This is a genomic window from Sorangium sp. So ce176 (assembly GCF_051519835.1).
GTDB lineage: Bacteria > Myxococcota_A > Polyangia > Polyangiales > Polyangiaceae > Sorangium > Sorangium cellulosum_G.
The window spans coordinates 671953-695601 of sequence record NZ_CP150371.1; the positions used below are offsets into that span (position 1 = coordinate 671953).

The 23649-nt window shown below is 72.9% G+C and carries 17 protein-coding genes and 2 pseudogenes; 14 read left to right on the forward strand and 5 right to left on the reverse strand.

Annotated features, from left to right (window positions below):
* Positions 1–40 precede the first annotated feature (40 nt).
* From WMF42_RS02555 to WMF42_RS02570, 4 genes and pseudogenes are all read left to right on the forward strand, one after another.
* Positions 41–1186, forward strand: coding sequence for a serine/threonine-protein kinase (locus tag WMF42_RS02555; protein ID WP_437689972.1), 1146 nt, complete (start codon positions 41–43; stop codon positions 1184–1186).
* A 67-nt stretch (positions 1187–1253) separates the two neighbouring features.
* On the forward strand, positions 1254–1853 hold the full coding sequence (locus tag WMF42_RS02560; protein WP_437689973.1) for a Uma2 family endonuclease: 600 nt from the start codon (positions 1254–1256) through the stop codon (positions 1851–1853).
* Positions 1854–2005: 152 nt separating this feature from the next.
* The gene (locus WMF42_RS02565; RefSeq protein ID WP_437689974.1) at positions 2006–2521 is read left to right on the forward strand and encodes a hypothetical protein; all 516 of its coding nucleotides are present in this window, start codon (positions 2006–2008) and stop codon (positions 2519–2521) included.
* A 39-nt stretch (positions 2522–2560) separates the two neighbouring features.
* Positions 2561–2797: pseudogene (locus WMF42_RS02570) on the forward strand (protein kinase domain-containing protein); the annotation flags it as partial.
* Here WMF42_RS02570 and WMF42_RS02575 read toward each other — a convergent pair.
* Positions 2779–3036: pseudogene (locus WMF42_RS02575) on the reverse strand (MmyB family transcriptional regulator); the annotation flags it as partial. The pseudogenes WMF42_RS02570 and WMF42_RS02575 overlap by 19 nt on opposite strands.
* 17 nt (positions 3037–3053) lie before the next feature.
* Here WMF42_RS02575 and WMF42_RS02580 point away from each other — a divergent pair.
* The gene (locus WMF42_RS02580; protein ID WP_437689975.1) at positions 3054–3653 is read left to right on the forward strand and encodes a hypothetical protein; all 600 of its coding nucleotides are present in this window, start codon (positions 3054–3056) and stop codon (positions 3651–3653) included.
* A gap of 44 nt (positions 3654–3697) precedes the next feature.
* Here WMF42_RS02580 and WMF42_RS02585 read toward each other — a convergent pair whose 3' ends face one another.
* A complete protein-coding gene (locus tag WMF42_RS02585) occupies positions 3698–5749 on the reverse strand; it encodes a VWA domain-containing protein (protein WP_437689976.1) in 2052 nt (683 codons plus the stop codon).
* Position 5750: 1 nt separating this feature from the next.
* On the reverse strand, positions 5751–6638 hold the full coding sequence (locus WMF42_RS02590) for a DUF58 domain-containing protein (RefSeq protein WP_437689977.1): 888 nt from the start codon (positions 6636–6638) through the stop codon (positions 5751–5753).
* A gap of 416 nt (positions 6639–7054) precedes the next feature.
* Here WMF42_RS02590 and WMF42_RS02595 point away from each other — a divergent pair, with 416 nt between their 5' ends.
* The 5 genes from WMF42_RS02595 (at position 7055) to WMF42_RS02615 (ending at position 13513) form a co-directional block, all read left to right on the forward strand.
* Entirely contained in the window at positions 7055–8212 is a 1158-nt protein-coding gene (locus tag WMF42_RS02595; RefSeq protein WP_061610919.1) for a zinc-dependent alcohol dehydrogenase, read from the forward strand.
* 220 nt (positions 8213–8432) lie between these two features.
* Positions 8433–10025 carry a hypothetical protein gene (locus tag WMF42_RS02600; RefSeq protein ID WP_437689978.1) on the forward strand — a complete coding sequence of 531 codons (1593 nt, stop codon included), beginning with the start codon at positions 8433–8435 and terminating at the stop codon, positions 10023–10025.
* An 11-nt stretch (positions 10026–10036) separates the two neighbouring features.
* Complete coding sequence (locus WMF42_RS02605) at positions 10037–11605, forward strand: vWA domain-containing protein (protein WP_437689979.1); 1569 nt, start codon at positions 10037–10039, stop codon at positions 11603–11605.
* Positions 11606–11745: 140 nt separating this feature from the next.
* On the forward strand, positions 11746–12597 hold the full coding sequence (locus tag WMF42_RS02610; RefSeq protein WP_437689980.1) for a hypothetical protein: 852 nt from the start codon (positions 11746–11748) through the stop codon (positions 12595–12597).
* A gap of 10 nt (positions 12598–12607) precedes the next feature.
* On the forward strand, positions 12608–13513 hold the full coding sequence (locus WMF42_RS02615) for a hypothetical protein (RefSeq protein WP_437689981.1): 906 nt from the start codon (positions 12608–12610) through the stop codon (positions 13511–13513).
* Positions 13514–13587: 74 nt separating this feature from the next.
* On the opposite strand, the gene WMF42_RS02620 is transcribed toward WMF42_RS02615, so the two are convergent.
* A complete protein-coding gene (locus WMF42_RS02620; RefSeq protein WP_437689982.1) occupies positions 13588–15018 on the reverse strand; it encodes a WD40/YVTN/BNR-like repeat-containing protein in 1431 nt (476 codons plus the stop codon).
* A gap of 88 nt (positions 15019–15106) precedes the next feature.
* On the opposite strand from WMF42_RS02620, the gene WMF42_RS02625 reads away from it, so the two are divergent.
* Both WMF42_RS02625 and WMF42_RS02630 read left to right on the forward strand, forming a co-directional pair.
* On the forward strand, positions 15107–17845 hold the full coding sequence (locus tag WMF42_RS02625; RefSeq protein WP_437689983.1) for a hypothetical protein: 2739 nt from the start codon (positions 15107–15109) through the stop codon (positions 17843–17845).
* A 43-nt stretch (positions 17846–17888) separates the two neighbouring features.
* Positions 17889–18653 carry a hypothetical protein gene (locus WMF42_RS02630; protein ID WP_437689984.1) on the forward strand — a complete coding sequence of 255 codons (765 nt, stop codon included), beginning with the start codon at positions 17889–17891 and terminating at the stop codon, positions 18651–18653.
* Between the two features lie 93 nt (positions 18654–18746).
* On the opposite strand, the gene WMF42_RS02635 is transcribed toward WMF42_RS02630, so the two are convergent.
* Positions 18747–19400, reverse strand: coding sequence for a hypothetical protein (locus WMF42_RS02635; protein WP_437689985.1), 654 nt, complete (start codon positions 19398–19400; stop codon positions 18747–18749).
* Between the two features lie 373 nt (positions 19401–19773).
* On the opposite strand from WMF42_RS02635, the gene WMF42_RS02640 reads away from it, so the two are divergent.
* Positions 19774–21228: a hypothetical protein gene (locus WMF42_RS02640; protein WP_437689986.1), complete on the forward strand. Its 1455-nt coding sequence runs from the start codon at positions 19774–19776 to the stop codon at positions 21226–21228.
* Positions 21225–23441, forward strand: a complete 2217-nt coding sequence (locus WMF42_RS02645) for a hypothetical protein (RefSeq protein ID WP_437689987.1) — start codon at positions 21225–21227, stop codon at positions 23439–23441. The genes WMF42_RS02640 and WMF42_RS02645 overlap by 4 nt, the downstream gene beginning before the upstream one ends.
* Positions 23442–23649 lie beyond the last annotated feature (208 nt).

Consider the following 23649-nt stretch of genomic DNA (forward strand, 5'->3'; position numbering starts at 1 on the left):
CGACCGCGGCGGGGCCGCGTGGCAGGGGGCAGGAGAGATCATGTCGCGCATCGAGATCACGGACGCCTGGAGCAGCACGGACGACAGCTCATGGGACCTCGGCGAGGGGTTCGGCGAGTCGCCCTGCAGCGTGCACCACCAGGAGGGTGATCTCATCGCGGGCAAGTACCGGCTGCTGCGCAAGATCGGCGAGGGGGCGATGGGCACGGTCTGGGTCGCGACGAACGTCGCGATCGAGTCGACTGTCGCGATCAAGCTGATGCGGCCCGAGCTGCGGTCGCCGGAGCTCGTCGAGTACTTCCAGCGCGAGGCGCGGGCCGCGGGCCGGATGAACCACGCGGAGATCGTGCGGGTGTTCGACCTCGGCGAGACAGCCGCGGGCGATCCGTACCTGGTGATGGAGCTCATCGAGGGCGAGTCGCTGCGGAGCGTGCTGGCGCGCGAGGGGTGGATGACGCCGGAGCGCGCGATCGCGCTGCTCCTGCCGGTGGCGGGCGCGATGCACGCCGCGCACGACAAGGGGGTCGTCCACCGCGACCTCAAGCCGGACAACGTGATGCTGGTGCGCCGCGCCGGCGGCCGGATGCAGCCGAAGGTCATCGATTTCGGCGTCGCCAAGCTCCTCTCCGAGCGCGAGGAGAGCCCGGCGTCGGCGAGCTTCGAGGTCTTCGGGACCCCGGACTACATGCCGCCGGAGCAGGCGCTCGCGGCGCCCACCGTCGATCGCCGCGCCGACGTCTGGTCGTTCTGCGCGATGCTGTACGAGCTCCTGTCGGGCCGCCCCCCGTTCTCGTCGAGGAACGCGCTGGACGGCCTGCGGGCGGTCCTGCAGGACGCGGTGCCGTCGCTCGTCGACACGTGCAACCTCGACGCGGATCTCTGGGCGATCCTCGAGCGCGGGCTGCAGAAGGAGCCGACGGCGCGCTGGTCGAGCCTGCGCGAGCTCGGCGAGGCGCTCGCCGCGTGGCTCTTGTCGCGGGGCTTCCGCGAGGATGCGCGCGGGGTGTCGCTCCAGGGAGAGTGGCTCCCTCACGACGAAGTTTGTGTGCCGGCAAACTGTGGCGTAACGCCACGCCTTTCATGGGTGGAAGAGCGGGGCCGGCCAAGCCGCCGCTGGTCGTCGCGCCGCCGGGGTCATCGGCTGCAGCGGGGGCGGCCCCACGGCGAGCAGGCGGCCTGCCACTGAGGGGCGCCGAGGGCCGGCCGGGAGGCCGGCGCTCGCTGCCGCGGTGTATGCTCGCGGCAGGTCGCGCATGAACCTCGCGGAGAAGCTCGTCCAGCCCGCCACGCTCGCCGATCTCGACGAGCTGCCGCCCGACTGGCGGGGCGAGATCATCGACGGCACGCTGTACGCCTTTCCACGCCCGCGCTTCGTTCACGCGAACATCGAGGGCCTGATCACGGCCGATCTGAAGAACCCTTACCAGCGAGGCAAGGGCGGACCGGGCGGGTGGTGGATCCTCCCCGAGCCGGGCATCCAGCTCGATCGCGCGCCCGAGATCTCGCCCGACGTCGCAGGCTGGCGCCGGGCGCGCATGCCGAGGCCGCCGCGACCCAGGGAGCCGATCACCCTGGTCCCCGACTGGGCCTGCGAGATCCTCTCGCCGCGCACGGCGGGCTACGACAACCTCGTCAAGCGCCGCTTCTACGCCGAGATCGGCGTGCCTCACCTCTGGTACGTGGATCCCGTCCGGCGGACGCTGCTGGTCAGCCAGCTCGAGAACGGGCGATGGATCGAGCTGGGGCTCCACGGTCGAGACGAGAAGGTGCGCGCGACGCCGTTCGAGGACGTGGAGATCGACCTGGCCGAGTGGTGGGAGGGGCTCGACGAGGGCGAGGACGACGAGGCCTAGAGCACCGAGCACGTGGATCGACCCGAAATGAACCGCCAAGGACGCCAGGAACGCCAAGAAGCGAACAAGATCTTGGCGTCTTTGGCGTCTTGGCGGTTCGAATTTCTGCTCTTTCGAGCGGTCTCAACCCGTTTGGCGCTCTAGAACACCGCATGACCAGGATAGAGGCGTTTGTCCCGACAGCGATGCTCTTCCAGATGATCGCCGACGTCGCTCGTCCTCACAAGGCGCGCCTCGTGCTCCAGCGTTTCGAGACCGCTCATCACGGCGCGGCGCTCTCCGTCGTCGAAGCGACCCCCCTCGCGGCTGACGAGTACCTGAGCGGCGGCTACGAGCTCGGGTACCTGGCGCTGCGGAAGGCGCCCGCGAGCGAGCAGGACTGGAGCTTCGTCGACCGCGAGGCCGCCGATCTGCTCGAGTTCGCCGGCGCGCGTCAGCGCGGTGAGGATCTCGAGCAGGTCACGATCCGCCCTCTGGCCAAGAAGACCAACGTGGCCAGGTTGTTCGCCGCGACGAGGGCGGCGATCGCGGCCGCCTGCAAACAGGGGGTGATGCTCAACGGTCAGCTCTACCCGAAGATCTTCTACGCGAAGGAGCTCGAGGCTCGAAGTTCTCGGTTGTGGGTCGATATCGAGACGAAGACCATATCAGCCAGGGTGGTCGGGTAGGAGCCTGGCGCCGCCGCGGGACGACGGGCCGAGGGCGAGTCGCTTCGGAGCGTGCTGGCGCGCGAGGGGTGGATGACGCCGGAGCGGGCGATCGCGCTGCTCCTGCCGGCGGCGGGCGCGATGCACGCCGCGCACGACAAGGGGGTCGTCCACCGCGATCTCAAGCCGGACAACGTGATGCTGGTGCGCCGCGCCGGCGGCCGGATGCAGCCGAAGAACATCGATTTCGGCGTCGCCAAGCTCCTCTCCGATCTCGATCAGGTTCCGGACCGTTGAACCAGCTGCGCGATGGCGCGCGCGCTTGCCTCGTTCACGGGTGAGAACACGAACATCGAGAGGCCGTCGCTGCCTTCGACGTGGAACACCGACGACTCGAGCACGATCTCGCCGACATCGGGACGGACGAGCCGCTTCTGGAACCCGCCGTGCGACCGGATCTCACCTTCGTCCCAGAGGCGGCGAAAGTCGGGGCTCGTCTCCATCAATTCGTCGATCAGCGCCGTCGCCTCGTCAGATTGGCCGGCACGCTGCGATGGCGGGCACGAACAAGGCGTTCGTCGGCACGAACGGCACGCTGGTGGTCTCGAAGCCCGGCAAGGTCGCGCTCGAGACGGACGAGTCGCCGGCGAGCTCGCCGCTCACGGTCCGGTTGCAGGCAGAACGCCTCGTTGTCGATGCTGCGAAGCGCGGAGTGCGTGGCAGTGTCATCCGGCTGGCTCCGACGGTGCACGGCGCCGGTGACAAGGGCTTCATCGCAATGCTGATCGATATCGCGCGCGAGAAGAAATCCGCTGGTTACGTCGACGATGGCAACCATCACTGGCCCGCGGTGCATCGCGACGATGCGGCGCGGTTGTACCGGCTTGCCGTCGAGAGCGCACCGCCGGGAGCCGTGTTGCACGGCACCGCCGAGGAGGGCATCACGATGCGCGCGATCGCGGAGACGATCAGCAAAGGCACCGGTGTGCCGACGAAGAGCGTGCCGGCCGAGGAGGCAGGCGCTCACTTCGGATGGATGTCGATGGTCGTCGGGCTCGATAACCGGACCTCGAGCGAGGCGACGCGTGAGCTACTCGGCTGGAAGCCGGAGCAACCGGGCCTGCTCGACGACATGCGCGCTCACTACTTCTGATCTACCGTGCAGCCCTTTTCTGGCGGGATCTCTGACGCGCGAAGCTAGCCGACAGGGCTGTCGTGGCCCTGCGGCCGCCGGGGCACGCGCGTGAAGTACCAGACGTCGAACACAACGAAGGCGAGCGCCGCGAGCGCGAGCAGCCACGTCCACTCGGTGTGCGCGTCCTGGCCCTCCGCGCTGGAGACGGCGACCTCGCCGCCGCCCGCCGCGACGAGCTGCCTCGGCGTGAGATCGCTCTCGGCGACGCTCGTCAGGTTGGCCGGCACCAGCACGGACCCGGCCTGCGGCCCCTGCCACGAGACGCGGTAGAAGCCCGCGCGCGGCGTCTCGGCGATCACGGCGAGGCCGGCGCGCTGCGCGACCTCGAGCCGCTCGCCGGCGGGGCCGAGCACCTCCAGGTCCCTCGCGGTCGCCGGGACGCTCACGCGCAGCGGCTCGCCGGTGCGCGCCGGGCCCGTGACGCCGTTCGCGCGGTGGGCGCGCGCCTGCTCGAGCAGGTTGCGCACGAAGAGCACGAAGGACGCCTTCAGCGGCCAGTCGCTCTCGCCCACGTCGAAGCCGAGCAGCGTGCCGGTCCGCGAGGCGGTGGAGATGTCGGTCGCCACCGTGCCCTCCTGGGCGCGGAGGAGCGCCCGCGTCGCGGCCTCGGGCTCGAGCGACGAGGCCGCGTGGAGGTGCACGCCGTCGAGCGTGACGAAGCGCAGCCGCGGATCGGCCGTGTCCCACGACGTGAGCGTGGGCCGCTCGAGCGTCGGGCCGACGACCGTGCCGAAGCAGCGCCCCGGCGGCGGGTTCACGATGAGCAGGTCGCCGCCCGGCACGTCGGGCGGGCACGCGCCGTCGATCACCACGAAGGTGTCGGGATCGAGCGCTGGCGCGCGAAGGAGATCCGCGAGCGAGCCGGCCGTCACCGAGGTCATCGGATCCGACGCGAGCGCCCGCGCCAGCCACGGCGATCCGCTGGAGGACGTCGTCCCCGCCGGCCCGCCCGGGCCCGGCCCCGCCTCGCCCGCGCCGCCCGACGCGAGGAACACAGGGAGCTTGTCGCCCGCCGGCACGCGGCCGTACGCGACGTCGTCGACCTGCATCGCGTCCCGCGGCGAGAGCTCGAAGAGCAGCCCCTTGCGGTAGTCGCCGGGCGACGGCCGGAACGTGAGCACGACGGGCAGGCGCTCGCCCGGCTTCACCAGCACGCGCCGCGAGCTGAGCACGTCGGAGGCGTTGTCCTGCCGCATCGTCACGTACAGATCGCGCGGCTGCGCCCCGAGGTTCGCGACGACGAGGAACGCCTGCACCTCCTCGCGCGCCTCCGCGCGCGGATCGTCGGCCCCGCCCGCGGGCCCGCTCCCGGAGCGCACGTCGACGCGGACGATCGCGGCGTTGTCCACCGGGGCGCCGACGGTGATGACCTCGAGCGGGAGCGACACCCCGCGCAGCGCGTCGGGGCGGGCCAGGTTGCCGTCCGTGATCACGACGATCCGCCGGGCGCCGCCGAGCTGCCGGAGCCTGTCGGCCGCGAGCGCGACAGCGGCCCCGAGATCGCCCTCCACGTCGCGCGCGGCGACGGCGTCGACCGCCGCCCTGAGCCGGACCAGATCGCGATCCAGCGCCGCGACGAGGCGCGCGTCGCGCCCCGCCTCCAGGATCAGCGCGTCGCTGCCCGGCGTGAGGCCCGAGAGGAGATCCCTGGCGAGCTGCTTTCCGAGCTCGATGCGCGTCGTCGCCTCGCCGGACGGCGATCGCGCGGCCGCGGACATCGAGGCGCTCGTGTCCAGGATGATCGCCACGTGGTCGCCGGTGAGCGCGCGCCCGCGCGACGCGGGGCGGGCGAGCGCGAGCGCGAGCAGCGCGAGCGCGAGCACCTGTAGGACGAGCGGGAGCTGGGCGATGAGCCTCCGGAACGGCGCGCGCGCCATGAGGTCGCGCTGCGCGGCGGCCCAGAGCCACGTCGAGGGGACGCGGCGGCGGCTGCGCTTGATCTTCAGGATGTAGAGGAGGACGAGCGGGCCGAGCAGCGCGAGCAGCCACAGGCCGCCGGGCGCGAGCAGCGAGAGCGGAGAGCCCGCCGAGGCCTGCGCGAGCGGCGCCGCCACCTCAGTCGATGCTCCGCGAGACGAAGCGGCGGACGGCGCCCTCGAGCGGCTCGTCGCTCCGCGCGCGCACGTACGTCGCCCCGTGCCGGCGCGCCCAGGCGCGCAGCGCCTCGCACAGGCCGGCGAAGCGCGCGGCGTAGGCGGCGAGCGCCGCCGCGTCCATTGTCACGTCGACGAGCGCCCCGGTCTCGGCGTCCTCCAGCGTGAGATCGCCCTCGAAGCTCGGATCGAGCTCCTCGGCGGCGACGACCTGGACGACGGCGACGTCATGGCCCGCCTGCGCCGCGCGCCCGAGCGCGGCGGTGACGGGGCCCGGATCGAAGAAATCGGAGAGGACGCACAGCAGGCCCGGCCGGGCGCTCTTGCGCACGACGGCGTCGATCGCCCGCGCGAGGTGCGTGCCGCCGGACGCCCTCACGCCGTCGAGCGCGCGGAGCAGCGCGGCGAGCCCGCCGCGCCCGCGCACAGGCGCGTGCTCGCGGGCGATGCCGTCGCCCGCCACGAAGAGCTGCGCGCGCTCGGAGCGCGCGAGCGTCATGTAGCCGACCGCGGCAGCGAGCCGCCGGGCGGCGTCGAGCTTCGTGGGCTCGCCGAACTCGAGGGACGCCGACGCGTCGCAGACGATCCGGGCGATGACGTCCTCCTCGGCGCGGAACAGCTTGAGCACCGGCTCGCCGGTGCGCGCATACGCCGCCCAGTCGATGCGCCGCATGTCGTCGCCGGGCGCGTAGGCCCGGTGCTCCTTGAACTCGGCCGACCCGCCGCGGCGCCGCGCGAGGTGCTCGCCGGCCCCGCCGGAGCGGGCGCGGATCTCGAGCCGCCGCTGCAGGACCTCGAGCTCGCGGACGAAGCTCGCGCCGAGGAGCGGCTCGGGGGAGGAGGGGAGCATCGGGCACGAGTAGACCGCGTCGCGGCCCGCGGTGCCAGCGGGGTCGCGGGGGAGGGCCGCTCGCGCGCGAGACGGGCAGAGACGAGCGGCGGACGGGCAGAGACGAGCGGCGGACGGGTGGAGTACGGCCAGAGAGGGCGTGAACGAGCGGCGGACCGGCTCGGCGCGCCGTTGCCCTGCGACGCCGGACCGGCTCGGCTCGCCGTTGCCCTGCGACTCCGAGACAAACCGCCACCCTGGGGCACCGCGCCACATCCGGATTCAGCGCCACCGTTCATTTTCCGTCCACAAGCGCAGCTCCCTCCATGGCTCGCTTTATGCGACCCGGCGCGGCGGTCCAGCAGTTCGTGCGTGGGCTCGACCGGGTAGAGCCGTCGATCGCCCGATACCGATGTTCCACCTGAAGAGGAGGTATCGTGAAGGCCCTTGTTTTCCACAAACCTTCCGACGTACGCGTCGACAACGTTCCGGATCCCAGGATTGAAGAGCCCACCGACGCCATCGTGCGCGTCACCGCGACAGCGATCTGCGGCTCCGATCTCCATATCTACAACGGCTTCTTCCCCCAGCCGCGGCCGATGGTGCTCGGCCACGAGTTCATGGGCATCGTCGAGGAGGTCGGCCCGCAGGTCACGAAGCTGAAGAAGGGCGACCGGGTGGTCGTCCCGTTCCCGATCGCGTGCGGGCATTGCTTCTTCTGTCAGGCGGAGCTCCCCGTCCACTGCGAGCGCTCGAACCCCAAGCACTACGGCCCCGAGGGCGGCGTGATCGAGAGCAAGGGCGCCGCCCTCTTCGGGTACACGGACCTCTACGGCGGCTACGACGGCGGCCAGGCCGAGCTCGTGCGCGTCCCCTACGCCGACGTCGGGCCGCGGAAGGTGCCCGACGGGCTCACCGACGACCAGGTCCTCTTCGCCACCGACATCCTCCCCACCGGGTGGACGGCGATCGAGTGGGCCGAGCTCAAGGGCGGAGAGACTGTCGCGGTGTTCGGCTGCGGGCCTGTCGGCCTCGCGACAATGAAGATCGCCTGGCTCCGCGGCGCGGGGCGCGTCATCGGCGTCGACAGGGAGGAGTACCGCCTGAAGAAGGCCCGCGACGTCGCCCGGGCCGAGACGATCAACGTCGATCAGGTGAATGTCGTCGAGGCGATCCGCTCGATGACGGACGGGCGCGGCGCCGACGTGTGCGTCGACGCCGTCGGGATGGAGGCGCACCGCACCGTCCTCGAGAAGGCCGCCAACGTCATCCATGGCCAGGTAGGGACGATATCGGCGCTCAAGCTCGCCTTCAGCGCCGTGCGCCGCGGCGGCGTCGTGCCGGTCGTGGGCGTCTACGGCGTGCCGTACGACAACTTCCCCCTGGGCCAGCTCTTCGACAAGGGCCTCAGGATGCGGGCCGGCCAGGCCCCGGCGCAGAACTACATCGATCAGATCCTCAAGCACATCCAGGAAGGCCACCTCCGGGCGGACGACATCATCAGCCACCGTCTCCCGCTCTCGCGCGCCCCGCACGGCTACGAGGTCTTCAACAAGAAGCTCGAAGACTGCGTCAAGGTCGTCCTCACGCCCTGACGCCCCCGCCCTCCGATCGCCCCGCGCGCGCTCGACGGCGCGCGCCGCGGCCGTCCGGCTGACACCGGCGTCAGGGGCGCGCCGCGACGCTGCGGTGTAACTCATCGAAAATACAAGACTTCCCTCCGGGTACGTCGCTTGCTGAGCGCCGGCCTTCAGCAAGCCGTCCGCTTGCCTGGGCACCCGTGCTGGCCCGTCATCGCACGGAGGGATAGCTCCGATGGCTCGACATCTGCGCTCGCGCTCGCTCCTTCACCCCTTGTGGCTCGGCGCCCTGGCGCTGCTCGTCCTCAACGATCACGCCCTCAAGGGCTCTGGCCTCCTCCCCGGGTGGCTGACCGGAAAGCTCAGCGACTTCGCCGGGCTGCTGGTCGCGCCAGCGGTCCTCGCCGCGCTGCTCCGCGCCTCCTCGCGCCGCGGCTTCCTCGGCGCCCACCTCGCCACCGGCGCCGTCTTCTCGGCCATCAAGCTCGCTCCGGCGGCCGCCCGCGCGGTCGAGGCGCTCATGGCGCTCACGCCGCTCCCGTGGCGCATCACCGTCGATCCGACGGACCTCATCGCGTTGCCGATGCTCTTCCTCTCGTACCGCGTGCTCGGCTCGTACCGCATGCTCGGCGAGGCCGCGCGGGGGCCCGAGCCCGCGCGGCGGCCGATCGCGCACCGGCTGGCGCTGATGGCGGGCAGCCTCGCGTGCGTGGCCACGAGCCGCGCGCCGGAGCCGGAGCCGTGCGGCGGGACGAACGGGTGCGTGCCGCCGGCGCCCCAGGAGCTCGCGTCGCTCGTGATCGGCAACACGACCGAGACCGAGCAGCTCATCCGCGTGCGCCGGCTGCGCGCGTCGGTGCGGGTCGACTGCGGCGTCCTGCTCGCCGACCCGACGGGCGCCCTCTCGCGCGAGCTGTTCGCGGACGCCGAGACCTGGCTCATCCAGCCGGGCCGCGCGCTGCCGCTGGGCAACGCGGGGTGCGACGCCTACCTGATCGACGCCGGCGGGCTGCCGCTCACGCTGCTCGCGTGGTCCGCGACGCAGTTCCCGGAGCAGGTCCTCACCACATCGACGCAGAACCCGCAGCCGGCGCGGGTGATCGCGCTCCAGCGCGCCGGGTCGCGGCTCGAGCTCGCCGAGCACCCCGCTGTGTTCGACGCGCCGCCCGTCGAGCCTCCGCCGCCCGCCGGGGCGTGCAGCCCCTCCGTCGAGGGGAGCCGGCTGGACTGGACCGTGCGCGACGAGGTGACCGCTGTCGTGGCCAGCGTCACGTCGTCGCCGGACGGGTGCCACGCGATCGCGCTCGGTCCCGACGAGAGGGTCTTCTACCTCTGCATGCCCGCCGAGGCGCTGCCGATCCAGGCCGGCGACATCGTCAGCCTGCGCTCCGTCATGATCACCGGCGGCCTCTACCCGGAGCTCCGGCAGGGCGAGCAGGCGCGCGCGCGCGGCGTCGCCATCGAGAGCGAGGCGTACGCCGTCGTCGCGCTGCAAGGCAACGTGCTCGCCCGCCCGTGGATGCTCGACCGGGGCGCGACCGCCCGCGATTTCACTGTCGAGCTCCAGCCGATCGCGGGCTGCGGCGGGTTCCACGACGCGTGCGGCAGCCTGGTCGCGCCGCTGGAGGTGTCGCTCCTCGGGGAGGGCATCTCCGGGGTCGTCTCGCTGCGCGCCGGCGAGAGCGAGGAGCTCAAGGAGGGCGTCGGGACGCTCCACCTCGTGCGCGCGGAGGACATGCCCGTCCGCGACACGGAGTGCTTCTCCGCCCCCCTCGATCAAACACGCCTGCTCGAGTCGGTCTTCGTCGCCGCCCCCGCGGCCCCGTAGGAGGTCACGCCATGAAGCTTCGAATCCATGATGTTCTCGCGCTCGGCGCCGCTGCCCTGCTCGGCGCGTCCGGATGCAGCGCGGACGACGCGTCCGGGGTCGCGGCGCCCGGGGTGCCCGGGCCGCCCACCGGCAGCGTGGGCGTTTCCCAGGGCGGCTCGCAGGACTTCGGCCTGTTCCGCCAGATCCTCGAGGACGGCGAGATCCCGGGGCCCGACACGCTCGACGATGTCGGCTTCTTCGCCGAGCACAAGCTCGACTACCCGTCCGCGACCTGCGGCGAGGACGTGTGCATGCACGGCCTGCTCGGGATCATGGGCAACATGATCAGCGGGTCGCCCTGCACGCTCATCCAGATCGGGATGAACTCGCCGGTGGATCTCGGCGCGCTCGAGCGGCCGCCGCTGCACCTCGTCGTCGCGGTCGACACGAGCGGCTCGATGGAAGGCGACCCGCTCACCTACGTGAAGGCGGGGCTCGTCGAGATGATCGACGCCCTCGAGCCGACCGACAGGATCTCGCTCGTCCGCTACGCGGACGCCGCCGAGGTCGTCCTCGATCGGGCAGAGGCCTCGGACCGGGACGCGCTGGCGGAGGCGTTCGAGGGCCTTGTCGCGGGCGGGTCGACCAACCTGTACGACGGGCTCTTCACCGCGTTCGCGCTCGCCGAGCGGCACCTCGATCCGGCATGGCAGAACCGCGTGATCTTCCTGTCCGACGGCGTGGCCACCGTCGGGCTCACGTCGCCCGAGCGGCTCAAGACGCTCGCGGCGGGCTACGCGGAGATGGGGATCGGCGTCACCGCCGTCGGCGTCGGCAGCGAGTTCGACGTCGGCGTGATGCGCGGGATCAGCGAGGTCGGCGCGGGCAACTTCTACTTCCTGGAGGACCCGAAGGCGGTCGAGGAGGTCTTCACGGAGGAGGTGAAGACGTTCCTCGTGCCCCTGGCGCTCGACGTCGATCTCGACGTCACGCTCGGCGACGGCTACGTCGTGCGCGGCGCTTACGGCACGAACGGCTGGCGCGTCGGCGAGGGCGGCGGCGCGGTGCACATCCCGAGCCTGTTCCTCGCCGGGCGGACCAGCGCCGCGGAGCCCATCGGCGCCGGCCGGCGCGGCGGCGGCGGCGCGATCCTGCTCGAGCTCGTACCGAGGGAGGACCAGAGCCGCGTCGAGGATCCTCACGCCGTCGGCAGCCTCGAGCTGTCCTGGAAGCACCCGCTGACGGGCGAGGCGCGCTCGCAGCAGGTCGACATCGAGGCGCCGAGCACGCCCGACGCGCCGCCCGAGGGCGGCTATTTCTCCGACGCCACGGTCGAGAAGGGCTTCGTGATGCTGAACCTCTTCGCCGGGTTCAAGCTCGCCGCCCAGCTCGCCGCCGACGCCGATCCGCGCACCGCGCGCCGCACGCTCGAGGCGCTGCGCCCGAGCGTGGAGGCGTGGCTCGATGAGCGCCCGGATCCGGACGTGGAGGACGACCTGCGCTACGTCGACCTGTTCATCCAGAACCTCATCGAGGCGGAGGCGAGCGTGCAGCCCTACACGCCGGCCGACCCGCCGGACCCCTGGCCCGCCGACTGATCGCGGGAGATCGCTCCCCGGCCGCGCGTATCCATCGACGTGGAGCGAGGCGCGCGCGTGCGCGGAGGAGATGGCGCTTCCCTCGGAAAGCGCCCTGTGTAGAATGCTTGGTTTACCGTCGCGGGGAAGGAAGTTTATTCATGCGAAGAGTCAGTTTCCTTGGGTTGGCGGCGATCACCGCCTGTCTGACGGCCGCTCTCCCGGTGAGCGCGGGTGTCGAGGAGTGCGGCAATATCCGGTTCGACGGGCTGTCGAGCTGCAAGGTGCGCGTCACGGCGGAGTGCGCCGCGGGCTGCACCGAGCTCGGGATCTACAAGACGGCGTGCGCCACGAAGCTCGTGCCGGTGTGCAAGTCGGAGTGCACCCTCTCGGCGGAGGCGACCTGCACGGACGGCTGCACGACGCAGTGCAAGACGGACTGCGACAACGGCGTCAACGTCATCTGCTCTCATAACTGCTTCGCCGAGTGCACGACGACGCGCGACGCCGAGTGCACCGGCGCGACCGACGCCGCGCAGTGCGCCGCGACGTGGGACGCGAACTGCGACGCCGAGTGCGACGCCCAGTGCGTGACCGTGGACGGAGGCTGTTATCAGCACTGCATCGAGTGCTGCGGGGGCTCGTGCACGGCCGACGCCAACATGGACTGTCAGACCACCTGCCAGGACGAGATCTTCGAGGAGTGCGAGCACGAGTTCCGCGCCGACTGCAGCGCTTCCTGCAGCGGGGACGGCGCGCTCTTCTGCGATGGCGAGTACATCATCTCCGGATCTCAGATCCCGGCCTGCGTGAACGCGCTGCTCGAGCAGGGCGTCGAGGTGGAGGTCAAGGCGGAGGTCACCCTCGGTCCCGACGGCATCAACGGGGACATCGCCGCCGGCCTATGCGCCTTCAGCCCCCCGCGGAACAAGGTCTCCCTGGCCGCGCCGTTCGTCGGGCTCGCCGCGGCGGCGGGCTGGGTCGCGCGGCGCCGCCGTCGCTCATCGCGCTGACCCTCTCCAGATGATCGTGCGGCCGACCCCCCGGGCGCTGCTCGCGCTGCTCGTCCTCTGCTCTACCGGGTGCGGGAGCGAGGACGCCGACGCGCTCGTGGTGGTCGGCCTCACGACGGACATGGCGGTCGGCTTCGAGATCGATCGCGTCGAGCGCACCACCCGGGTGGATGGCGTCGTCACGCGCGCCGAGCGCCTCTCGTATGGCGGGGGCGAGCTGTCGCTCCCGTCGGAGCTCGCGCTCGAGCCAGCGCGCGACGGCGCGGAGGTCGAGCTGACAGTCGAGGCGTTCCGCGGCGGCGAGGGGTCGCCCTTCGTGACGCGGAGGGCAGCGACCCGCGCTGTCAGCGGGCGAGCGCTGTTCCTTCCGGTATCGCTCGACGCGGCGTGCTCCGCGATCTCCTGCGCGGCCGGCGCTACCTGCGCGGCGGGGGCGTGCGTCGACCCGTTCATCGACCCGTCCGCCCTCGAGGACCACGTCCCGACGTGGATCGCGTCGGCGAGCGATGCGTGCAAGACGCCTTCCTCGGGCGACCCGGCGGTCGTGATCGGTCAGGGGGAGAGCGCGTTCGCCCCGCTGGAGCACGGCGACGTGGTGCCGATCGAACCGGGACCTCAGGGGGGCCACCACGTCTGGCTCGCGCTGCGCGTCACGGGACTCCGTCAGATGGGCTCGCGCCTGACGGTGGGCGGGTACTTCCCCGAGCTCGCGTTCGAGCTGCGCCCGTTCACCTCGGTGGTCACGCTGCGCAGGGCGGGCGACGCCGGCTGCGAGATCTACGGGATACGCTTTCAGGTGGACCGTGGCCTCCCGGTGGCGTCCGTGCGGGGTCGAGCGCTCGACGTCGAGGCCGTGCTGGAGGACCCGGACGGCGACGTCGGGACCGCGGCGCAGCGGATCGTCATCGCGCCGTGACGAAAGCCGCCCCCCCTCGCGAGGGGGCGCGGGCACGTCGCGACCTCCCGGCGCGGCCTCCCGGGGCCGGCGGCTCACCCCCGCTTGCGCCGTCGCGCCGCCGCGGTCGCCGCGAGGCCCGCCACGGCCATCACGCCGGCCCAGCCCGCGCCCGCGCCGCCGGCGCGGCACCCGCAACCGCCGTCGGCGCTCGGCCCGGCGTCTCCTCGGGGCACGCCTCCGCCCGTGCCCGCGCCGATGCCTGCGCCGGCGCCTCCCCCGCTCGCCGCCGTCGTCCCGCCGGCCCCGCTCGCGCCGGCGCCGCCTGCGCCGCTGCCAGCGCCGGGTGAGCCGGCGTCCGGCGTGCAGTCCTCGTGGCCGGTCATCAGCGCGATGCGCGGCCAGTCCGCCGGGCAGAGGGCCCCGACCCGCGTGCTCGCGCCGCACTCGAGCGGGCCGAGGAGGCACGCCTGGTGGAGCAGCGGCTCGAACGTCGCGCCGCCGTCGAGCGAGCGGCCGATCGTGAAGCCGTCCAGGAACTCGCTCGCGCACGCGTGGAGGCCCGCCTCCGTCCAGGTGAAGCAGCGCGGCGCGATCGTCGAGACCCGCTCGAAGGCGAGCGTCGACGAGGGCGCGCGGAAGACGCCGTCGATGTCGCTGCCCACCGCCACCGCGGCGCCGTCGGGCGAGATCGCGAACGCGCGCACGAAGCCCGCCGTCTCGAACACGGGCTCGAACGTCGCGCCGCCGTCCCTCGACACGAACAGCCGCCCCGGCGCGCTCGCGATGCGCACGTAGAGCACGTCGGCGTCGCGCGGATCGACCCCCGCGATGTACGGCTCGCGCCCGGCCGCGCTCCCCGGGACCGACGCGGTCTCCCACGTCTCCCCGCCGTCGACCGACCGCACGAGCACCCCCTTGACCGATCCGCCGCCGCTCGAGAGGCCGCTCACGTAGACGCGCCGCGGATCCGACGGGGCGACGTCGACCGTGCGCGCCTGAAAGCCGGCCGGGAGCGGCGTCCCCGCGCTCGCCCAGCGCGCGCCGCCGTCGCGCGACGCCCAGAGCCCGGGCCTGTCGCCCGCGGCGATCGCGACGACGTGCGACGGGTCGCCCTGCCGGACCGAGAGATCGACAAGCGCTCGCCCGGCGAGCTCTGCGGCGCCCGTCCAGGCGCAGCCGCCCTCGGCGCCGACAGCGAGCCCGTCGCCCAGCGCGGCGAGCACCGTGCCGCCCGCCGCGACAGCGATGGGGGGCGCCTGGCCGCCCGTGTCGTCGTACCCGACAGCGCCCTCGCAGATCCAGCGCCAGCTCGCGCCCCCGTCCCGCGTCGCGAGCAGGCCGTACGTCATCCGGGCCACCGCGCGCGCCGGGTCCGCCGGGTCGAAGACGATCTGGTCCGCGGACGGGAAGACGCCGTTGGCGGCGGCGGGGGAGGGCAGCGCCGCGAGCGCGGCAGCGAGCGGCAGCGCGGCGCGCGCCGGGCGAGACATCGGCCGGCGGACAGGCACGGAAGCAGACGGCATCGAGGATCGATCCTATCGCGGGGCACGCGCGCCGCGCGCCCGCCAAGAAGCGCCCACGCGCCCCCGGCGCCCCGCTAGACTCGCCGCAATGCCGGAGCGCATCGTCGTGTCCTTTCGAGGTACCGCGGCCCTCTCGCAGCCGGGCAGCACGGACGCGGTCGTGCCGGGGCCCGGCCGCGCGGCGGCGCCCCGGCCGCGCGCGGCGGGGCCGCCGTCGCGCCACCGGAGCGCGCCGCACGACGGGGGCGCGGCGGCGCGCGGCGAGGAGAGCTACCTCGCGAGGGCGCTCGCGCTGAAGAAGCGCGCCGAGGCGCTCGGCGCGACGCTGTGCGCCTGGAGCGCGCAGACCTTCTCGTTCGAGTTCACCCCCGAGGACATCGAGGAGGCCGTGCTGCTCGCCGCGCTCGCCGCCGAGGACGTGTCCGTGCACCCCGACGCGCGCTTCGCCGCGGGCATCGCGCAGGGGGAGATGACCTACGTCGGCGAGGCGGGGCGCTTCACCGCGCTCTCCTGGGGGCAGCCGCTGCTCGTCGCCGTCACGCTCGCCCGCGTCGCGCTCCCGGGCGACGTGCTCCTCGATCCCGCGCTCCCCGCCGTGCTGTCGGGCGAGCTCATGACCCTCGGCCTCCACCGCGGCATCGACGGCGCGCGCCGCGTGCGCGGCCTGCGCCTCGACGCGCAGCAGCCGCTGCGCAGGCAGGTCGTCGAGAGCGTGGCGCGCGTGTGCGACCCGCCGCTGCTCGGCCGCGAAGGCGAGCTCGCCGAGCTCGCCGTGCCCCCCGGCGCCCTCGCGATCGTCCGCGCCGACGCCGGCGCCGGCGGCTCGCGGCTGCTCCTCGAGCTGCTCCGGTTCCTGTCCCCGTCGCGGAGCCTCTTCGTCGCGCCCCTCGGGGCCTCGCGCGAGCCGTTCGGCGCGCTCCGGCGCGCGCTCGCGCGGGCGGCGCCCCGCACGGAGAAGGCCCGCGCCCGCGCGCCGGCGCTCCCGGACCGGCTGAGGCCCGCGCTCGCGCGGATCCTCGCGGGCGAGGGCGCCGAGCCGTGGACGGCCGCCGAGGTGCTCACCGCGTGGCTCGCGCCGTCCGACGCCCGCTTCGGCCTGCTCGCCGTCGACGACGCCGCCGAGGTCGACGCCGCGAGCCTCGACGCGATCGCGATCGCCATGGAGATGGGCAGCGGCTTCCGCGCCGTCGTCCGGATCGGGCGCGCGGACCCGCTCCCCGCGCCGCTCGCCCCGATCACCCCCGCCGCCACCGTCACGCTCGGGCCGCTCTCCGCCCCGATCGCCCAGGACCTCGTCCGCCGCCTCCTCGACGGCTGCATCGACGAGGCGGCCGCGCGCCGGTGGGCCGCGCGCGCGCCGGCCTTCCCGCTGGCCCTGCGCGAGCTCCTCTGCGAGGCCCTGGAGAGCGGCGCGCTGCGCTGGATCGGCAGGAGCGTCGAGCCGCGCCGGCGCAGCGCCGGGCGGGGCCGGCCCGCGCGCACGATGACCGGGGCCGAGCTGGCGGCGCCGCCCGCGGTCCGGCCGATCGAGGGCCGGCTGCGCCTGCTCGCGGTCGGGCACCGCACGATCCTCACCGCGCTCGCGACGCTCGGCGGCGACGCGTCGGACGCGGCGATCGACGCCCTGTGCGACGGCACCGGCGCCCCGAAGGTCGCCTCGAGCGAGGCGGCGCTGCTCGGCGCCGGCTGGGTGTTCCGCCCGGAGCCCGGGTGGCTGAAGCTCTCCTCGCGCACGCTGCGCGACGCCGTGCTCGCGGCCGTCCTGCCGGGCGAGCGCGCCGCGTGGCACCTCGCCGCGGCGCGCGTCGTCGAGGAGCACGCCGGCGTGCTCGGCCTCGCGGACGCCGCGTGGCACGCGGCGAGGGCGGGCGACCGGCGCTCCGCGGCCGACCTCGCCGCGCGCGCCGCGCGCGCCGCCGGCGAGGCGCTGCTCGAGTCCTCGGCCGCCGAGCTGCTCGCGTTCGCCGACGAGCAGGAGACCGCGCGCGACCACCGGCTCGACGAGGCGCCGGACAGCACCTCGAGCCAGCCGCCCACCTTCCGCACGCCGATCGAGGTGGTCGGCGACGCGCCGGATCCGCAGCGCGCGCTCTCCGCCGGGGATCTCGCCGACCTCGAGGCGCGCCGCGAGGCAGCGGACAGCGCCGCGCGCCGGCGGGGCTCGACGCTCCCGGCGGGGGCCGACGACGGCGCGGGCGCCTCCTCGGGGAGCGGCGTGCCCCGGGCGCCGTGGCTGGGCGACCGCCGCGCCGGGCTCCTGGACGAGGCGCCCTTGGACTTCGCCGACGTGACCGCCCTGGAAGGGGAGCTCCCGCCCGGTGACGTCTCGGGGGATCCGCTCGCGAAGACCTCGGAGTCGCCCGTCCTGTCGATGAACGACATCGCGGTCCGCCTCGCCGAGCTCGCCAGGCAGGCGCTCGTGCAGGGCGACCTCCGGACGCTGGAGCGGCTCGTGGGCGAGCTCCGCCGCACCGGCGAGCACGCCGATCTCGTCGAGCGCATGAGCGGCCTCATCTCGCTCGGGCGCGGCGCGAAGGACGAGGCGCTGCGTCGCTTCCGGATCGCCGCCGAGGCCGAGGCGCCGCCCGCGCAGCGGGCGCGGGCGCTGCTCGCCCACGGCGTCGCGCTGGCGGCCGCGGGCCGGACGGAGGGCGCCCTGCTCGAGGGGCTGAGCGCCCTCGCGCGCGCCCGCGAGGCCGAGGATCGCCGCGGCGAGCAGGCCTGCGCGCAGTTCCTGGCGCGGCTCGCGGCCGCGACAGGGCACGAGGACGCGGCCCGCACGTGGGCGCACGTGGCGCGCCTCGCCGGCGCGGCGCCCCCCTCGTGACGGCGCATTGACAGCGTCGCCGCGGCTGTCCATACCCGCGGTCATGTCGTCCCGAGCGCCCTCCGGCGAGCCGGCCCCCGACGCGGAGGCCGGCGAGGACCGCGCCGCCGCGCCAGCGCGCGAGGACCGCGCCGCGCGCGCCAGCGTCAGCGCGCGCTCCGGCGTCAGGGCGCGCGCAGCCCTCGCGCTGCTCGCGCTCGCGCTGTCGCTCGGCGCGGTCGCCGGGGTCGCGTTCCAGCGGTACGCCGCGGTGCACCTGCGCGCGCTGCCGAAGGTGCCGAGCTGCGTCCGCGGGGCGCGGGTCGCGCTGCGCAGGCCGGTGGCGGTGTCCGGCACCGAGCCCCGCCAGACGGCGTCGGGCGAGACGGTCTACCTCACGCTCGGCGAAGACCGCGCCGTCGCCTGCGCGCTCCAGTTCGACGAGCCGCTCGCGCGCCACCTCGCCGCAGCGCTGGCCGAGCAGGAGACGGCGCCGCGCGCCGCCCGGCTGGTCGAGCTCGTGCGCGACCGCGTGCCGGCGGACCCGGCGCACGACCGCGCGGCCTCCGCGGCCTACATGATGGCCTCGGCGACCCTGCGCGGCATGCCCCAGGACGCGCCCGAGGTCCGCGCCGCCGCCGAGGAGATCGAGCTGCGCCACGCCTGCCGCTTCGCCTTGCGGCGCTCCTGCCCGACGCGCCCGTGGCCGCCGCTCCTCGTGTGGCTCACCGGCGTCCCCGCGGCGCTGAGCCTGCTCGCGCTGCTCGGCCTCGGCCTCGCCGCGAGCGCCGCGCGCTACCGGCGCTGGGCGGAGCGCCGGGGCCGCTGATCGACAGGGCGCGCGCGGGAGCTCGCAACGGGCCGGCGCGCCGGAGATCCCGGCGCGCTTCGATCCCCGAGCAGCGGCGGGGCGTGGAGCTGCTCAGCCCTCCTGCTGCGCCCTCTTCGCCGCGCGCGTGGCGGCGGCCGCGACCGCGCCTTTTCGCATGAAATCGATGACCGGCGCGATAAGGCCGTTGACCGTCTTGTCCATCGCCGCGTGCGCCTTCGCGATGCGGTACGCGGCCGACAGCACCTCTCGGAACTTGGTGGCCAGGTAAAGGGTCGTATCGGACACCTTCCCGCTCAGGGGTTCGAGCGTCTCGCCGAGCTCGAGGAAGAGGCTGTGCTTCTCGATGCGATCGCGGAGCAACTGGGTTTCGAGCTCGCCTGGGTTCATCCCGTCGTCCTCGTCCGCCAGGGACTCGAAGAGCGCGGGCTTCTTTTCGGCGACGTCGAGGATCTTGAGGAGCATGGGGTGCTCGCCGTCGCGAAGCCTCGGCGCGACCTTCCGCTGCTCGGCGGTGAGCGTGACGAGGCCGGGGAAGATCTCATCGATTTCGGCCACGAACAGGCTGACCTTCTCCTTGGCTTTCCGGTGCCGGGCGCGAAATTCTTCAATGGGCATGTCTTCCCAGGTCGTCCATATGGATGGCTTCGTTCTCGGCATGACCCCTCCGTGGAGGGAGCGCGCAGTCGTTGAAGGGTGTCGCGTGCTCCCGTGTTGCCGGAGATAGCACGCAGCGGCGTGAATCATCGCGCGAGCAGTTTCCTGTCGCGCTCACGTGAACGGGTCGCGTGGAACCCCGAAGGGGTCGCATGGGGCCCCGAAGCGGTCGCGTGGAGCCCCGAAGCGGTCGCGTGGAGCCCCGAAGGGGCCACGTGGAGCCATGAAGGGGTCGCGTGGAGCCATGAAGGGGCCGCGTGGAGCCATGAAGGGGCCGCGTGGATCCCCGAATGGGGCGCGTGGTCGATCAAAAGGTGCGTTGATGAGCTTCGACGTGGACGAACTCCGTGAACCTTTGCTCTGCCGAGCAATGTCCCACCGCTGCTGTGTGGGCGCTTGCATCCATGGAGCGAGCGGGCGAGCGTGCGCGGGCGAGAAGGATCGTGGGGTGGAGGGAATGCGTATGCGTAGGAGAACGAGGCGGCGTGCGGCCGTCGTCGCGGCGGCCTTGGCCGCCCTGGCGCTCGGCGCGACGGCGGAAGGGTGCTTGTGGCCGCGCGAGGAACACGCGCCCGGCAGGTTCTGCGCGCAAGCGAACACCAGCACTCTCGCGCACTGCGTGGACGCGAGCGAGGGCCCGGGCACCGCATGGAGCAAGGCCGAGGACGACGGCGAGCTACCCATCCAGATGTGGGCGTTGCCGCCGTTCAGCGTGTCCGACGTGTTCGTCGCGAGCGAGGCGGAGCTCAGGGGCTGGTTCGACAACCTCGATCGGGCCGTGGCGTACGTGCGCGACGAGGAGAAGCACGCCGAGTCGCTCCGGGCGACGCTGCACGGCGAGCTCCTCGGGCTGCTCCTGACACACAGGCGTCATCAGAAGGAGATCCTCGACGAGGAGCCGGTCCGCGCGGCCGACAACTTCACGCGGGCGCTGATCGACAAGGCGACCGCCGAGGAGGAGCCGCTCGCCGCCGCGCTCGCGGCCGACAAGCAGGCGATGGCGGGCGTGCAGGCCGTCTTTGACGAGGCCCGGAGCGATGCCGCGCCGCTCGTGTCCAGGTACGCGGCCGTCGCGGCGCGGTTCGCGGACTACCGCGCGACCGAGGCGGCGGAGACGGCGGCGTACGCGGCGCACTCGGCGGAGGCGTCGCGGTCGGACATCAAAGGCCTCGACGGCGTGGAGGAGGCGGTGCTCGCCGCGGCGCGCGAGGCGAGCCGGGCACCGAACGAGCTCGCCGCGGAGATCATGACGCTGTCGGCGGAGCTCCGGGCGCTCGCGGTCTCGTTCGAGGAGGCGATCGCGCCGCACAAGGAGGTGCTCGCGACGCATGGCGCGGTGGTGCCGGACATGACGTCGGGGGCGCTGCGGTCGCTCGGCGCGATGCTGGGCTACGCGCAGCGGCGCGTCACACGGAGCGACGCGACAGCGACGGCGTTGCTCGGCGGTATCGCGCTGCGCCGGCAGGCGTTCCGCGTGCTGCAGGGCGATGAGGGGGCGCGCGAGGCGAGCGCGCGGTCGCGGATCGAGCGGGCGTCGGGGCGGTTCCGCGAGGGAGTGCGCGCGCGGGCGGCGGTGCTGTCGGCGGCGCCGCCGGTGAGCGAGAAGCTCGGGCTGCCGCTGCTGGCCGAGCGGTACGGGCAGCTCCTTGTGCTCGTGCAGATGCGGCCGCTCTGCGAGGCGGCTGGGTCGTCGTGGCGCGAGGCCGGGTGCGCGGAGCTCCGAGAGAGGTTCGACGCCGCGGAGGCGGAGCTCAGGACGGACCTACCGCGGAAGATCGCGGCGGGCCTTTCGGCGCTGCGGGAGAGGGTGATGGCCGCGGCGGCGCTCGACGCGGCGCAGGCGCGGCTCGACGCGGGCGACGTGAAGGGCGCCGCGATGGCGTACGACGCCGCCGTGCGCGGCGCGGAGGGGACATGAGCTGGTCGAAGGAGATAGCGCGGCGTGGCTTTCGCGCCGCGGTGCTGCAGAAGCTCGTCGCGCTGGTCACGACGCTGGCGGTGCTCTCGCCGTCGTTCGCGCGGGCCGGCACGCCGTACACCCTCCTCTGGAGCAACCGCCAGGACGTCGGCTCGTGTGGGATCGCCGAGCTGGAGACGGAGGGCGGCGCCTTCTTCGAGGCAAACCAGACGCCGCTGCCCACGTACTCGGTTCCGGACGCGCTGCAGATCGAAGCCGATGGTTCCCAGAGCAACACGTTCGAGGCGGAGTTCGATTCGGTGCTGCTTCGCATGGGCAGCAACGACTTCCACTTCCGGGCCCACACCGTCAACGGCGGCAACTGGTGCACCCACGCGCACGACGTTGTGCACCTCGTGTCGGAGCCGCTCGGGCTGAACAAGCCGCTCTTCAACATCCGCCGCGACGGGGCCGGGTTCGAGGGCAACACCGCGGTCGACATGAGCCTCGCAGAGATCAACCCGGACCTCGCGCGCGACATCGCGGAGCTGGAGGTCAGGATCGCCCGGCTGATGACGGAGCTCCTCCGCGACGCCGCCAGCGTCGCGGACCTCCGCGCGCGGATGGACGTCTTGCGGCAGCTCGACACGGAGCTGCACGACCTGGTGCAGCGGCCGCTGGACGAGATCTCGCGGACCGACCTCGACGCGATCCTCGACCGGTACAAGGACGTTGTCGACGCGGAGACGCGGGCGGCGATGCAGCAGCTCGTCGATGACCTGAAGAAGAGCGTCAGCGACCTCGAGGACGAGCTCGCGCGGCTGCTCGACGAGTTCGGCGCGCAGGCAGATGATGTGGCGGACCTCGCGACGCAGGACGCGCGCGCCGAGGGGTGGAACCCGGACGACGCGGGGGCGTACGCGCTCGGGGAGAGCGAGGTGCCGTGGGTCGAGGTGCCGGACGTCTCGGAGGTGGACGGGGCGTTCGACGAGGGGAGGGACCCGTACGCGGCGTACGCGGATGCGGTGCTCGCGGCGCTGGAGGCCGATGTGAGCGGCCGGGTGGTTGTCCTTCGGGCGGACTTCGTGGCGAACGTGAGGGCGTGGCGGGCGAACAGCGCGGCGCTGGAGATCGCGCTGCGCGACCGGATGGGGGTGTCGGTTGCGGAGACGAACGCGTTCCTGAAGGCGCAGAACCGGATCACCGGGTTCGTGCGGCGGTTCATGGATGCGTCGGACTGGTTCGAGGACTCGCCGGTGCCGCCGGACCTGCGGGCGCAGGTGGACAGGGTGCTGAAGCCGAGGTTCGATGTGCTCGCGGATCAGATGAAGGACAGCCTGAACCAGTGGACGGGCGACGGGCTCGACCTGGAGCAGACGCAGCTCTACCAGACGATCAGCGCGTTCGCGGGGGCGATGTCGACGGTCGGCGAGGGCTTCGAGGCGTACGGGGAGGTGATGCAGACGCTCGTCCACGCGACGACGCGCATCGGGGTGGGGTTCGTTCCGGTGGTGGGGCCGGCGCTCGACCTGTGCGAGGCCGTGACGGGCAAGGCGTGGTGCCTGTCGTCGGGGGAGGAGCTCAGCGACGAGGAGCGGATCTTCTCGGGGGTGGGCTTCGGGCTCGGGGCGGTCGGGCCGATGTGGCGCGCGGTCAGCGGCGCCGGTGGGCTAACGCCAGGTGCGATCCGAGTCACCAAAAAGATCGCGGAGATCGAGGATCCCGTTTGGGCAGCGATTCGTGCAAACCGGCGCAACTGGTACAAGACGCTGCGTGGGGCGGTCACGAGCAAGCCGCTCGATGCGATGGAAAAGAAGGCGGCCAAGTTCATGCTGGACGACGGGAGGGCCTTAATCGGCGTGGGGGACGACGGCGTGCGCGATGTCCTGGGCATCCCGAGAGATGGTCGCAACGGCATTGCGAAGGCGCCCGACTTCCTCACTGTGACCAAAGGGAATAAGCTGGCGTTGAGCGAGGCGAAGTCAATCGCCAGTGAAACTGGAAAGGTTGACGTTGACAAGGCGCTCGAGCAATTGGAAAATGCGATGAAGAAGCTCGATAAGGAGTGGGGACTTGCCGGTGATGTCGAGAGGGTTGAACTCATCATGCCGAAGGGCGCGCCGCTAAATAATAACGATCTGAAGGTCGTGAGCGGCTATTTGGTCAAGGTGAGCACGGGTGAGCGGGTCCGCATCCGAGGGTACAAGAACCTCGTCATGGTGATCGAACTGTGAGCGACGGAAGTCCCTATTTCTATGCATGGTGTGACGAGGCGGACAGGGTCGATGCGTTCGCGGCGGCGATGTCTGTCCTTGTTGCTCGCGGTGCAACGTGTAATGTTGATATTCAGTCGATCGATCATCCAGATGTAACATGGCGCCGATCGATTCCCATCGACGAGGCCATCCTGGCGGTGCGTACTGCTTTTGCCCCTGGTACGTA